At 51.7% G+C, this 13619-nt stretch carries 11 protein-coding genes; all 11 read right to left on the reverse strand.

Going from position 1 to position 13619, the window contains the following annotated elements; all coding sequences use genetic code 11:
* Positions 1 to 23 precede the first annotated feature (23 nt).
* Positions 24 to 998 carry a patatin-like phospholipase family protein gene (locus PDUR_RS17785; protein WP_042207485.1) on the reverse strand — a complete coding sequence of 325 codons (975 nt, stop codon included), beginning with the start codon at positions 996 to 998 and terminating at the stop codon, positions 24 to 26.
* A 79-nt stretch (positions 999 to 1077) separates the two neighbouring features.
* A complete protein-coding gene (locus PDUR_RS17790; protein ID WP_042207487.1) occupies positions 1078 to 2715 on the reverse strand; it encodes a family 10 glycosylhydrolase in 1638 nt (545 codons plus the stop codon).
* A 131-nt stretch (positions 2716 to 2846) separates the two neighbouring features.
* Entirely contained in the window at positions 2847 to 3272 is a 426-nt protein-coding gene (gene mntR, locus PDUR_RS17795) for a transcriptional regulator MntR (RefSeq protein ID WP_042207489.1), read from the reverse strand.
* Between the two features lie 334 nt (positions 3273 to 3606).
* The gene (locus PDUR_RS17800) at positions 3607 to 4320 is read right to left on the reverse strand and encodes a cytochrome c biogenesis CcdA family protein (protein ID WP_042207490.1); all 714 of its coding nucleotides are present in this window, start codon (positions 4318 to 4320) and stop codon (positions 3607 to 3609) included.
* 83 nt (positions 4321 to 4403) lie between these two features.
* Positions 4404 to 5207 (reverse strand): metal ABC transporter permease, encoded by an 804-nt coding sequence (locus PDUR_RS17805; RefSeq protein ID WP_042207491.1) that lies wholly within the window; start codon positions 5205 to 5207, stop codon positions 4404 to 4406.
* A 415-nt stretch (positions 5208 to 5622) separates the two neighbouring features.
* On the reverse strand, positions 5623 to 6372 hold the full coding sequence (locus PDUR_RS17810) for a metal ABC transporter ATP-binding protein (RefSeq protein ID WP_042207492.1): 750 nt from the start codon (positions 6370 to 6372) through the stop codon (positions 5623 to 5625).
* 32 nt (positions 6373 to 6404) lie between these two features.
* Positions 6405 to 7379, reverse strand: a complete 975-nt coding sequence (locus PDUR_RS17815) for a metal ABC transporter solute-binding protein, Zn/Mn family (RefSeq protein WP_042207493.1) — start codon at positions 7377 to 7379, stop codon at positions 6405 to 6407.
* 210 nt (positions 7380 to 7589) lie between these two features.
* Positions 7590 to 9623, reverse strand: a complete 2034-nt coding sequence (metG, locus tag PDUR_RS17820; RefSeq protein WP_042207494.1) for a methionine--tRNA ligase — start codon at positions 9621 to 9623, stop codon at positions 7590 to 7592.
* A gap of 455 nt (positions 9624 to 10078) precedes the next feature.
* Entirely contained in the window at positions 10079 to 10342 is a 264-nt protein-coding gene (gene yidD, locus PDUR_RS17825; RefSeq protein WP_025700312.1) for a membrane protein insertion efficiency factor YidD, read from the reverse strand.
* A gap of 2 nt (positions 10343 to 10344) precedes the next feature.
* The gene (locus PDUR_RS17830; RefSeq protein ID WP_025700314.1) at positions 10345 to 10800 is read right to left on the reverse strand and encodes a Fur family transcriptional regulator; all 456 of its coding nucleotides are present in this window, start codon (positions 10798 to 10800) and stop codon (positions 10345 to 10347) included.
* Between the two features lie 189 nt (positions 10801 to 10989).
* Complete coding sequence (locus PDUR_RS17835; RefSeq protein ID WP_042207495.1) at positions 10990 to 13269, reverse strand: copper amine oxidase N-terminal domain-containing protein; 2280 nt, start codon at positions 13267 to 13269, stop codon at positions 10990 to 10992.
* Between the last annotated feature and the right edge of the window lie 350 nt (positions 13270 to 13619).

The following is a 13619-nucleotide window of genomic DNA, read 5'->3' on the forward strand; positions in this document are numbered from 1 at the left end:
GTACCCGGCGTCCTCGCATTCCATCAAAAATGCGAGGACGCTTTTTTATTTATAATCAGCAGCTTCTCAAACCGTCCCGGACGCCATTTCTGGAAAAACTCCTTTCCCGCATGGTATCCGGAATTGTACAGTGACGTGCTCTCTTCAGGGGTCAGTTCAAATTGGACCGTACCGATCCCGAGTGTGGGAATTTTGACGGTACGGACGAACTTTTCCTGCTCAATATAGCGCTCGTCATGCGCCGACAGCATCGTTCCGACCAGTGCCTGGAGCATACTGAACGGTCCTGTGATCCGGTTGGCCTGGGGTGCTGTGCGCCCGACCATCTGATAGCCGACTACCGGAACCTTTACCGCACCCTGCACGCCGGGCTCTTTTTCCTCAAACAGCCACATCGGAAAATTGCTCAGCAATCCTCCGTCCACCATATAGACAAACTGTTCGGCAAAAGACTTTCCTTCCGCCGCTTTCCCGCTCCTGCGCAGTATCACCGGATCAAAGAAATAGGGGATGCTGCAGCTTATGCGCACCGCCTTGGCCACCTCAAAATTATCGGGGTTGATCCCATACTCCTCAAGTCCCTCAGGCAGGACAACAAGCCGGCCATCTGTAATGTCGGAAGCGATGATCGACAGCTTGCCCGGAGGAAGATCTCGAAAAGAAACAATTCCCCTCTGCCGTAAAATGCCGCGTATCCATGATTCCAGCGCCTCTCCCGAGTAGAGCCCTTTTTTCAGCATCACCCGCAGGGCGGGACCGATTAGCTTGGTATTGAAGAATGGCGAGCGTTTCAAAAAAGATCGGAACGAGGTGCCCTGAATAATTCTGCTCATTTCCTCCCCGCTGTACCCGGCTGCAAGCAGTGAGGCGACAATAGAGCCTGAGGAGGTGCCTGCCACCCTTTTGAATGTAACACCCGCTTCCTCCGACGCCTGAACCGCCCCTGCAAGCGAAATGCCCTTTACGCCGCCTCCTTCAAAGACCGCATTGATCTCCATAAACGGCAATCCCCCGTTCCCATAGACTTATACTGCTTATCTATGAGCACGGGGGATATTTAATGCCTAGGAAACCGGATTAGGATTTAAAATAAAAGGTTAGCAAGCTGCTTAAATCTGATGGATTGCGCACCACAATATCATTGGCCCGGAACATGATGCTGCCCTGCACTTCAGCGAATTTTTCGTTGAATTTCAACTGGTTGATAATCTGCTCGCCGCTCTGCCATTCGGCGCTTTGGTCCGCCGCGCCCACTTTATAGGCCGCCTGGCCGATATACAGCTTCACGCCCGTATTCCGAACCTCGTTCGCCCACCATTCCACCAGCTTGTCGTACCTGGCTACATCAAAGGATAGGCTCCAATAAATTTGCGGAGCGATATAATCGACCCAATCCTGCTTGATCCAGGTCCGGACGTCGGCGTATATATCGTCATATGCGGACACGCCTGCCGTCGTATCCGAACCGGTGCTGTCCATCTTGATATTGCGCCAGACGCCAAAGGGGCTGATTCCGTATGAAACCTCGGGCCTCAGCGCATGAATCTGCTTCCCGAGCTCGCGAACAAAGTCGTTGATATTATCACGCCGCCAGTCGTCTTTGCTTGCGATATGGTTAGCGTTATAGGTATTGAATGTGCTGTCATCATCAAAAGAGGAAGACGGATAGAAATAGTCGTCCAGATGAACGCCGTCGATCGAGTAGCCTCTCACGACTTCAAGCACTGTATCGATGATGCTCTGACGCGCCTCCGGGATTCCCGGGTTAATGTAGAGCTTGTTGTACGCCTTGACCATCCACTCCGGATGCGCCTTGGCGACATGATTGGCGGCAAGTGAGGACGTAGAAGCGTCCGTCGTCGCCCGGAACGGATTGAACCAGGCATGGAACTGCATTCCCCGTGCATGCGCCGCGTCGATCATGAACTCCAGCGGATCATAGCCCGGGTCCTTGCCCTGGGTGCCGGTCAGCACCTTGGACCAGGGAACAAGCGAAGACGGGTACAGGCTGTCGCCGCTTGGGCGAACCTGCACGAATACGGCATTGAAGCCGATGGCTTTCAGCTTGTCGAGCATGCTGATGAACTCTTTTTTCTGCTGATCGATCTTCCCCATCGAAGACGCAGAGGGCCAGTCCAGATTGAATACGCTGGATATCCAAACCCCTTTCATCGCCTTGGAGCCTGCACCGGGAATACTGGAGACAGTTGGCTTCGGAATAACGGGTACGGAGGGCGTCTGCGGATTTACCGGATCGCTTGCTTGCGCCGGCTCGGCGTCCGTATATAGCGAAATCTGCTTGGCGGCTTTATTCCATACAACCTGAAGGCCGAGATTCTCCGCCACGAACCGAATCGGCACCATAATCCGCCCCTGCCTGATTACGACCGAATTATCCAGAGCAACGGAGGCTCCGTTGACCACTGCCGTTTTTTTGCCACTCATGAGCTTCAGCTCAATGCCGTCCTTGACGATCGTAACGGTCCTGCTGCTCTGATTCCATACCACCTGCGCGCCCAGACCTTGGCTGATCACTCCGAGCGGCACCATTGTTACATTTCTGAAAGTCATATACGGCGGCACGTCGCTCGCAAGCGGGATTCCGTCCAGTTCAATTGTAATTACAGCTGATGCCGCCCGAGCGGCACCGGAAGACAACAGCGGTACACAGAGAACAATAAGCAGCATTCCGATGACCCAATTCTTCAGTTTCATAATTCCTCCCCAAACCTCCGGTTATGTAACATGCTACAAATTTGGACGAGGAAAAATGGAAAAGGTTGCGGAAAAAGCAAAAGAAACGGATCTACTGTCCATTTCAGGACAATATCCGTTTCCGGTTGTGCTCATGATTCGCTGTATAATTCCTGATGAATCTGATTTAACATCTGAATTCTGCTCTCATCCCGGCGGAAAAATTCCACAAGAGACTCTATGCATGTAATGGAATCCCAGCTCAAATGATGCTCAATTCCCTCGACATCCCGGTAAATATTTTGCTCCTGAACGCCAATTATCGCGAGAAACTCTTCCAGCAGCTTATGGCGGTCCACCAGACGTTTCCCTACTTTTTTTCCTTTAGTGGTCAGGACGAGCCCACGATATTTCTCATAGATGAGATATTCGTCCTTATCCAGTTTTTGGATCATTTTGGTAACGGAAGAGGGATGAACCTCCAGGCCCTCCGCAATATCCGATACCCGCGCATAGCCTTTTTCGTCGATCAGCTTGTATATGCGCTCCAAATAATCCTCCATGCTGGGTGTTGGCATGCAATTACCTCTTTTCTATATTGACCATGGTCCTAAGACCAAATCTTGTTCTAACAATGATACATGTTTCTCCCCAAGCTTGGCAAGTCGAAAGCACACAAGAACTGCGCCCAATCTGCACTTCATTGCCATGATTTTTTGACAATTTAATTCGGGAAAATAAGCTTATCCTTTTTGCAAAGGAGTGTGTGAGTTTATGAGTGTGCTGACGCCAGAGCGGTCATTGAGAAGCGTTATCCGTATGAACAGCAAAACGCCCTGCGCGAATTTATCACAGAGCGTATTTTTACGTATTTTCCAGCGGGCCGGATCGATTATTTTACTTAAGCCTTCCTTAGAACTTAAGCCAACCCGGAGTAATGCCCTGCAGCCAAATGGTAATGCGGAACATCTGATCCGTAAACAGCAGGATGCCCATAAAGACCATCAGCGCTCCGCCGATTTTCATCAGAGGACCCGAATATTTCAGCAGCCGCCGCGCCCCCCCAACGAAAAAGGCCAGCACGAAAAAAGGCAGCGCGAACCCGATGCTGTACGCCGTAATCAGCTTCAGCCAGGTTCCCGGTTCGCTCGCCGACAGGGCGATAATCGCCGTCAGGATCGGACCAATGCAGGGAGACCAGCCGGCGGAGAAGCCGATGCCGAAAATAAAGGAGCCGACATACCCCGCCGGTTTCCGGCTGAATTCCAGCTTACGCTCGCGCATAAGGAAGCGGGGCTGAAAAATGCCCAGCAGAAACAGTCCCATCGCAATAATCAAGATAGCGGACAATTGGCGGATCAGCTCGCGCTGTTCGATGAAGAACTGCCCAAATACCCCGGCGCCGAAGCCGAGCGTATAAAAGACGGCCGAAAACCCCAGAATGAACGCCAGTGTATGGCTGAGCGTACGAAGACGGGCTTCCCTTCTCTGTTCTCCCGTTCTTAGCTGCTGGACCGACAGCCCGGTTATGTATGATAAATAAGAAGGATACAGCGGCAGACAGCAGGGGGAAATGAATGAAGCCAGACCGGCGGCTAAAGCGATTCCCGCGTTAATGTTGGACACTGCGGCATCTCTCCTTCAGTCACTGTGCCGGGAGCCTTCGGGCTTCCGGTTTTGCTGCGCTTACCCATCCTTCCCGGCCGATACTACAGGCGAACTCCTTTTTTACCGGCCAGTGTCAGCGCGAGAAGGGCAATCAGCAGTAGAACAATCGTTGCACCCGGCGCGAGATTCCAGATCCCCGCAATGACCAGCCCGCTGACAACGGCGATTTCCGCTATAACAACCGATAAAATAACGGAGATCCTAAAGCTGCGCGACAGCAGCAGGCTGATCGCCACCGGAATAGTCAGGAGCGCGGATACGAGCAGAGAGCCGACGATTTTGATCGCGGTGCTGATGACGAGCGCCGTCAGAACCGTGATCAGCACATTAAGCATCTTAACAGGCAGTCCGCTCACGCTGGCGGCGTCTTCCTCGAAGCTGAGCAGAAAGAATTCCTTGAAAAACACCGACATTACGGTTACCACCACAAGGGTCACGATGCCAACGACCAGAAGATCGGTATTGTCAAGCGTATAAATGCTGCCGAACAGGTAGCTGATGACATCGGCGTTATATCCTTTTCCCAAGGTAAAAAATAATGAGGCCAGCGCCACGCCGCCCGACATAATAACGGCGATCGACAGCTCCGCGTAACTCTTGTAGGCCTTACGGAGCTTCTCTATCCCGAATGAAGCCGCGACGGCAAAAATCAGCCCTGCTCCCAGCGGGTAAAAGCCGGTCAGAAATCCGAGCGCCACCCCGGCGATTGTGACATGGGCCAGCGAGTCCCCAATCATGGACAACCTTCTAAGCACAAGAAAAACGCCCATAAGCGGCGCCGTAATCCCAATCAACAGGCCGCCCGCGAGCGCCCGCTGAAAAAAATCGCTGAATAAAATATCCAAAGTTTCCCCTCCCAAACCCTCCCCACCGGGGAGGGCCCCAAGGGCCGCGCCCTCTGGACACCCGCAATTTTTGGCGGAGGTGTTCAGGGGGACGCTCCCTGGGTCTGTTTGACTCAATGAGCGCTTACGTCCCAAAAAGCGGGACACGCTTGACTTTTTTCGTACCTAGATTAAAAGCTTAAAGATTAAAGGCTTGATCGGCTAATGTTGTACAATGGCCAATCGAATTAAGAGCAAAGGCTTGATCAGCTAATGTTGTACAATGGCCAATCGTATTAAAGATCAAGATTAAGACCTTAAGGACAAAAGGCCTGATCAGCTTATGTTGTACAATGGCCGATCGTATTAAAGATCAAGATTAAAACCTTAAGGGCAAAGGCCTGATCAGCTTATGTTGTACAATGGCCGATCTTTATTATGTGAGCGTATGCTGCAGGTCTTTGGCGGCGCAGTTCTGAAGCTCATGCGAATGGCGGGAATAGAAATTGATTTTGCCGTTACACTTCAAAGGGTCCTTGCCAAGATAGTTCTGAATCATATCGATGTCATGCGAAACCATCAGGAATGTCATATGATGATGGGCATGCATATGCGTAATCAGATCGAAGAATGCAGCCTGCGTCTCGATGTCGATGCCGACCGTAGGTTCGTCCAGAATGAGCAGATCCGGATGGTTAATCAGCGCCCGCGCCAGAAAGACGCGCTGCTGCTGGCCGCCGGACAGCATGCCTACCCGTTTGTTCTGAATGCCCTGAATGCGCATAACTTCCAATGCGTCATCACATTTACACTGCTCGGCACGGGAGATGCGGCGGAATACTTTTTTGTTGTTGTAAAGTCCGGACATGACTACTTCCCGTACCGTGGCGGGAAACAGCGGGTTGAACGCATTTTTTTGCGGCACATAACCGATTCGTTCCCAATCCTTGAACTTGCGGACCGGCTGGCCGAACAAGCTGATCTCGCCTTCGGTTGCCGGAAGCAGGCCGACAATCATTTTAAGCAGTGTAGTTTTGCCGGCTCCATTCGAGCCGATAATGCCGACAAAATCACGTTCTCTCACTGTTAAATTCAAATCGGAAATGACCTTCTGTTCCCCGTAGGAAAACGATAGGTTCTGTATATCGATCATATGCTGGTGGCAGTCCAGGGATACCGGTTGCATGGCAATCCCCCCTTTCACGTAGGCTTTCTCCCTTATTTTAAAGCCAGAATTAAATTTTGCAAATTTTTCTCCATAAGAGTGAAATAATTTTCATTGTTTTTCTGATCCTGTTCCGTAAGCCCCTCTACCGGATTAAGCACCATAGTCGACACGCCCGCTTCGGCGGCTAACGTCTTGGCCAATTTGTCCGAAACCAGCTCCTCGAAAAAAATATAACGAATGCCCTCTTTTTTCACCAGTTCCGCCAGCTTCACCAAATCCTGACCCCGAGGCTCGGCGTCCGGAGACAGGCCCATAATCGCGTGCTGGGTAAGGCCGTAATCGCGGCACAGATAAGCAAACGCCTGATGAGACACCACGATTTCTTTATTCGGGACCTTTGCCAGCTCCGTTTCAAACTTGGAACCCAGCGCCTTCAGACGATCCGCTACCTTACTGTAACGCTCTTCGTATCCGTCTTTATGTGCGGGATCAACCTGAACCAGACTGTTTTTAATATTTTCAGCCATCAGAAGGGCCGATTTCGGGCTAACCCATGTATGCGGATCGGTATGGAGCGAGTCGCCGGATGCTTCCTCTCCGTGTTCCTCTGCATGTTCCGCGCCGTGATCATGGTCTTCCTCTTCATTCGTCATAATATAATCGATGCCTTTGCTTACTTCGACCGCTTGCACCTTACTGCCGCTGTCCAGACCCTTCAGGAAATTTGGCACCCAGCCCTCCAGACCTGCACCATTATACAGGAACAGCTGCGCTTTGGAAGTATTCACGATATCTTGACTGCGCGGTGTCCAGTCATGCGGCTCCACGCCGACCGGCAGCAGATTGATGGCATTGACGTCTTCCCCGCCGATTTCCTGCGCAAATTCATAAATGGGGTAAAAAGTAGTAACTACGTTCACCTTGTCCTCCACGATCGTACCACTGCTCTTCGGGCCGCAGCCGGCCAGCAGAAGCGCCAACAGCATAAGGGGAAGCGCCAGTCCCTTAATTCCTTTGAATAACATTTTGTGTGTTTCTCCTCCTGATCGTAAACTTTACTATTAGATTATAGTCGTAATCGTTACGATAAGTCAATCGCCTAATATTCATTCTTACGGTAATAGAGCGATTTATACTATTCTTAACTATCTTTGATAGAAAAAAGCAGCCCGGTCCAATGACCAAGCCGCTTTTTTCGGAATGAAACTCCTAATCAAGCGTTCTGCTTCTTCAATCTACTTTACAATAGCGCCGTTCGGCATCGAGTCGGGTACCGTCGCAATCGTAAGCTGGTCACCCTTGGAAGCCGCCAAAATCATACCCTGCGACAGCTCGCCCCGGAGCTTCACCGGCTTCAGGTTCACGATGCAGATCACCTTGCGTCCGACAAGCTCCTCCGGCGTATAGAACTTGGCAATGCCGGATACGACCTGGCGCTGTTCATAGCCGAGATCGAGCTGCAGCTTCAGCAGCTTGTCGGCCTTCTTCACCGGCTCGGCGGCGAGCACCTGTGCCACTCGCAGCTCGGATTTGGCGAAATCGTCGATGCCGATTTCTTCTTTATGCTCTTCTTCCGGCTCGGCGGCTGCTGCGGTTGCCGGCTGCGCGCTAGCGGCTTCGGCGGTAGTCGCGCCGGACTCAGCGGTCTTCTTGCCGCCTCCCATCACGGATGCGATGTAGGCAACCTCCTGCTCTACGTCCAGGCGAGGGAAGATCGGCGATCCCTTCACTAGCTTCGTGCCAGCCGGGATCAAGCCGAACGTCTTGCCGCTGTCCCAGGTGGTCAGCTCACCCTTTTCAATGCCGAGCTGCTCCCAGATTTTTGCCGGAGCTTGAGTCAGGAACGGTTGAAGCAGAATCGAAGCCGTCCGCAGTCCCTCGGCCAGATGTCTCATCACGGAAGCCAGTTCGCGCGTTCTGCTCTCATCCTTGGCTAACACCCATGGCTGCGTCTCATCGATATATTTATTCGTGCGGCTGACGAGCGCTCCGATCGCGGCCAGCGCAACCGAGAACTCCATTTTTTCCATCGCTTCTTCCACTTTGGCGTAGGTAAGAGCAACCGCTGCTTCCAGTTCGCCGTCAAAAGCGGTTACCTGGCCTTCATAAGCCGGTAGCTCGCCGCCGAAATATTTGTCGATCATCGCAACGGTGCGGTTCAGCAGGTTCCCGAGGTCGTTGGCCAGGTCGTAGTTGATCCGGTCTACGAAGCTTTCGGGCGTGAACGTGCCGTCGGAGCCAAACGGAACCTCACGCAGCAGATAATAACGGAGAGCGTCAAGACCGTAACGGTCGATCAGCGTTACCGGGTCCACGACATTGCCTTTCGATTTGGACATTTTGCCTTCCTTCATCAGCAGCCAGCCGTGCGCGAACACCTTCTTGGGCAGCGGCTCGCCCAGCGCCATCAAAATGATCGGCCAGTAAATCGTGTGAAATCTGACGATCTCCTTGCCCACGATATGCACATCGGCAGGCCAGAACTTATCATACAGACTGCGGTCCTCGGAGCCGTAGCCGAGAGCTGTAATATAGTTGGTCAGCGCATCAATCCAGACATAAACTACATGCTTCTCGTCGCCTTTGACCTTAACGCCCCAATCAAATGTCGTCCGGGATACCGCCAAATCTTCAAGGCCGGGCTTGATGAAGTTGTTGATCATTTCGTTTTTGCGCGACTCAGGCAAAATAAACTCCGGATTCTCCTCGTAAAACTGCAGCAGCCGGTCGGCATATTTGCTCATTTTGAAGAAATAGCTTTCTTCCTTCACCAGTTCCACGGGATGGCCGCTCTCCGGGCTTTTACCGCCGATAATATTACCGTCCGCATCGCGAACGATATCCACGAGCTGCGTCTCCGTGTAAAAGGTTTCGTCCGAAATGCTGTACCAGCCTTCATACTCGCCTTTGTAAATATCCCCCTGCTGGAGCAGGCGGTCGAAAATGTCCTGAACAACCTTTTTATGACGCTCTTCCGTTGTGCGAATGAAATCGTCATTGGAGATGTCGAGCTTGCGCCATAAATCCTTGATCCCGGCAACGATGTCGTCCACAAATTGCTGCGGCGTCTTACCTGCTTCCTCAGCCTTACGCTCGATCTTCTGGCCGTGCTCGTCCGTTCCCGTAAGATAGCGGACTTCATACCCGCGAAGCCGCTTGTAGCGCGCCATTGCATCGCCCGCAACCGTCGAATACGCATGACCGATATGCAGCTTGTCACTCGGGTAATAGATTGGTGTTGTTAAATAAAAAGTTTTCTCCTGGCTCATTTCCGTCATCCTTTCTTTTGTTGCAGCCGGAGCTGCACTGCCGGGTTAACCCGGCCGGTTCGTTTCTCCATGACACAATGTGTCGTTATGTCAAGCACCTGTGGAGCGCCGCACCTGTTCATAAATGTTTTTGCCCGCAAAAAAAACTCCCGCCCCCATATGGGGCGAGAGTTGTCTCACGCGTTACCACCCAATTTTCCGCCTCCTCACGGAGAACGGACTCATCCAGTTCCCGCTCTGGGAACTGCCCATTAACGCTGGTCACGCCGCAGGCTTACGCGGAGACTGATGCAGTCTCAGATCGCTCGCAAGCGGTTCCTCCCGGACCATCTTCCACCTGACGTTCCAGACCGGCTTGCACCTGCCCCGGCTCTCTGTACTGGCGTCCCGATGTACTCATCCATTCGTCGGAAATACATTATTATTGAAAATATAACCAATATAGCTTACCTATGTCAAGTAGGGCCTGCAGCTTCCTGACTCGAAATCTGCTCTTTGGCCGGAGGTACCGGATCGAGACCGCCCGGATGAAAAGGATGGCACCGGGCAATCCGCTTGGCAGCAAGCCAGGAGCCCTTAAGAGGACCATGCACTTCCACCGCTTCGAGCGCATACGCCGAGCAGGTCGGATAAAACCGGCAGGTAGCCGGCTTTAACGGAGAGATGTACTTGCGGTAAATCTTGATCGGCGCTTGTACCGCAGTTCGTCCGATTCCCATAACTATTTCCCCTCTTCTCCGCGAGCCGCTTTATCCTCCGCGCCGGCCTCCTCACATTCCCTACAGTACCCGAACACTTCGAATTTATGCTTCACAACCCGAAATTGATCGGGCGTATCTGTCATATTCATCGGGCAGAAGGAAATAGGATACGTCTTCTGGCACTGCAAACATATCATATGATGGTGGTGATGGTCCTGACTGCAGTTGGCTTTGAATTTAATACCGTCCTCAAAGACGATCTGCTCCAGCACGCCCATCTCTTCCATCACCCGCAGGTTGCGGTAGACCGTATCAAAGCTGAGCCCGCTGTACTTGCGTTCCATATGTTTATATACATCCTTGGCGGACAAATATCCTGTACTCTCGCCGAATAATTTGGCAAGCGTCTTGCGCTGGTCGGTGATTCGCAGTCCCTGCTCCGACATGGCTTCTAGTATTTCTTCTGTCGACAGCATAAGCTCATCTCCCAAAAGTAAAGGTTCAAGGTAAATAACCCCTCTTTTTATAATGCCCCAAAAATATGACGCCGTCAATGAAGCGCTGCTCACAGCCGGATTCAGAGGTATTCTTAAAAAAATTCCCGGCAAGCTGTTTGAACACGCGCTTTGCCGGGAAGATTTATATAACGTCAAGTAGTTTTTTAGTTATTGTGCCTTCTGAGCCGGAAGCGGCATAAACAACAGATTAATTGGCAGATTGCTTCCGGAAGCTGCGGTAAACATGATTTCTACCGTCTGCTCAATATTACCGGTGCGGTACAGCACGCTGTTCTGGTTCGGGGCATCAACGGCGCTCGAGTTCGGAGCCTGGATGATATTACCGTTTACCAGCAGCGGTCCCTGGTATTTCCCGCCTCGCGGATTAAGCGTGATCAGCGTGTTGGGGGCTACCCGGGTCAGCGTAATTTTGTAGACGACGCCGAAGTTGCCCGCGTTGGAAGCCACCGAACCCGAAAGCGCGTCCGTTCCCGGAAGATTCGGGTCGCTGTTGTTGTCCCCGATCACCAATCTTGAAGGTGTCGCGCCCACCGGATCGGTTACCGTGATAATGCGGTTCGCGTCCGCATATGTCCCGCGGTTATGCACACCGTCGCGATCCAGGTAACTAAGAGTTGGCAGCGTAAGCAGCGGGTCCTTGGTAGCGTCAATCATGATCACGGAATATTTCACCGGGTAATCACTGAATACATCGGACATGAGTGAAATGATCTGGCCCGGCTTCATCGTTACATTATTAATTGTGGTAAGAACCGCTTTGCTTTCTCCAGGCTGCAAGGTTACATTGCTATAAGCACTGCCCGTCTGGATCGACTGATAATACGTTTCGATAGACTTTTTGCCTGTTGCCGTAGGAATATCAAGCGGACCGCCAAAGCCGGAGCGCTGCGTCGTAATGGTAGTAGGATAAATGTTGTTGTTCGTTGCAATGACGTACATCTTCATGTTAGTTGACATCGAATTCTTATGGTGAACCATCAACCGGGTATCCCCCATCGCTGTCTCCTGATAGACAATACCTTCCGAATATACGGTTTCAGGGCTGTTGCTGCGGATCAGCGTCACGGGCTCGGAACCCGTAGTATAGGAGATCTTGTTCCAACTCGGTATCTCGCTTCCGTTGATCGTATAAATGTCGCCCAGCGGCACGAAGAGCTTGTTGAAGTCCTCTTGGCTGTACAACACTTCGTTCGTAATATTGATCGTCTTCTCGAATGTGCTGCTGAGACCATGGGTATCAGTGACCGTCAGTTGAATCGAGACGGGACCCGGATTAAAGAAAGCCAGCGCCCGATTGGACCATGATTCCGTCAACTGATCGCCGTCCGGGTCGGAACTGATATTCGTGATAGTGATTGGCTCACCCATCTTGTACTCGTCTTTGTTAGTCGTAAACTGCGCCACCGGCGGCTGATTCGGCTTGAGGACATTTATGGTTACCGAATACGGGTCACTCCACTGGCCGTTGGAATCCATAACTGAATAACTGACTGTATAATAGCCGGGCTGTTCAAAAATATCCTGCCGTCCTTCCCAGCGCTCGTCAACAATCGTCGCACCGTTCGAGGCTGTATTGCTGGTCACATAATTAACGGTCGTTTCTCCCGCGAAAATTTCGGCTGGCTGCACCGTAAAGGAAGCTTTAGGCTTCGTCTGCAAGGTCAGGATGACACGTTTCTGCACGTTATCCACCGTATATGGGATGCCAAGCGCCTGGGTAATCGAGGTCAGCGGGACCATAAAGGTGTTTTTGTATTGGTAGGCTGGACCTTTCATCGTTGTAGCTTTGCCGTTAACCGTATAAATCTTGCTATTTGTCTTGAAACGCAGCTCATTGCCGTCCTTCATAATAATCGTTTCTTTAGTTGCTCCGTTGTAGGTCAACTTCAGGCCCACGCGCTCCACCATAGCCCGGATGGCCACATTAGAAACGCCATTCTTCACGGCCATTGGCTGGCCCGCCAAATATTGGACGCCATTCAAATACATCTTATTGCTGTTCATCATCAACACAAGTTGACCCGCACCGGCGACACTGGCAGGAATCGGTACTGGCGAAGTTGCGGTCGGCTGAGGTGTGGCTAACGGTGACACGGAGGCCGATGGCTCCGGAGTTACACCAGGCTGTTCCACCACCGGCGATCCTTCCACGGTAGATGACGGAAAGGCCGAAGCGTTCGGCGATGCAGTTGGGGCCGGCGACGTTGTTGGAGAAGGCGACGTTGTTGGGGCCGGTGACACCGTTCCGGTAATCGCCGTAGCTGCAGCGGCTACTTTCGGTGAAGCGGAGGATACAGTATTGGCGACTGCGGACTTTGCTGCCGTCTCAGCCGGTATCTGTGTTGCGGATTCGGCAAATGCCGGAATTGCCGAGGCGGCTTGCGCCACCGTAAGTACAGCTATTAATGCCAATTTTCTAACGTTCATTAGTATGACTCCTTCTGCTCCCTTTTTTGTAAAAATAAGAACTTAAATGGCGTGAACTCCGCCTATTTCTGATATTCCCGGCAAAAACACAGCCGCCCACAGGCGGCTAGCGCTTTTGTCATGGCTTCCCCCAAAAACAAAACATATTATTAGACGCAATCCCAGGCAAAAAGTTTCAGCAAAATGGAGAAAATTTGCAAAAAAACATAAAATTCTCCCTTGAAGAGATGTAATTTAGTTCAAAATGCGTTCCCGAATTCGGTGATTTCGCAGGCCAATTTCCCAGGAAATCAATAATGAAGGCTCGTATGACGATATTATTAGCATTCTCAAATCATGAAAAAAGCTGC

Origin of the sequence: Paenibacillus durus, assembly GCF_000756615.1 — a bacterium.
GTDB classification, from domain to species: Bacteria; Bacillota; Bacilli; order Paenibacillales; family Paenibacillaceae; genus Paenibacillus_AQ; species Paenibacillus_AQ durus.

Excerpts from the sequence above, each read along its gene's own strand:
- PDUR_RS17785 (WP_042207485.1), bottom strand. The coding sequence starts at position 998 with ATGGAGATCAATGCGGTCTTTGAAGGAGGCGGCGTAAAGGGCATTTCG.
- PDUR_RS17790 (WP_042207487.1), bottom strand. The coding sequence starts at position 2,715 with ATGAAACTGAAGAATTGGGTCATCGGAATGCTGCTTATTGTTCTCTGT.
- PDUR_RS17835 (WP_042207495.1), bottom strand. The coding sequence starts at position 13,269 with ATGAACGTTAGAAAATTGGCATTAATAGCTGTACTTACGGTGGCGCAA.
- metG (WP_042207494.1), bottom strand. The coding sequence starts at position 9,623 with ATGAGCCAGGAGAAAACTTTTTATTTAACAACACCAATCTATTACCCG.
- PDUR_RS17830 (WP_025700314.1), bottom strand. The coding sequence starts at position 10,800 with ATGCTGTCGACAGAAGAAATACTAGAAGCCATGTCGGAGCAGGGACTG.
- mntR (WP_042207489.1), bottom strand. The coding sequence starts at position 3,272 with ATGCCAACACCCAGCATGGAGGATTATTTGGAGCGCATATACAAGCTG.
- yidD (WP_025700312.1), bottom strand. The coding sequence starts at position 10,342 with ATGGGAATCGGACGAACTGCGGTACAAGCGCCGATCAAGATTTACCGC.
- PDUR_RS17815 (WP_042207493.1), bottom strand. The coding sequence starts at position 7,379 with ATGTTATTCAAAGGAATTAAGGGACTGGCGCTTCCCCTTATGCTGTTG.
- PDUR_RS17810 (WP_042207492.1), bottom strand. The coding sequence starts at position 6,372 with ATGCAACCGGTATCCCTGGACTGCCACCAGCATATGATCGATATACAG.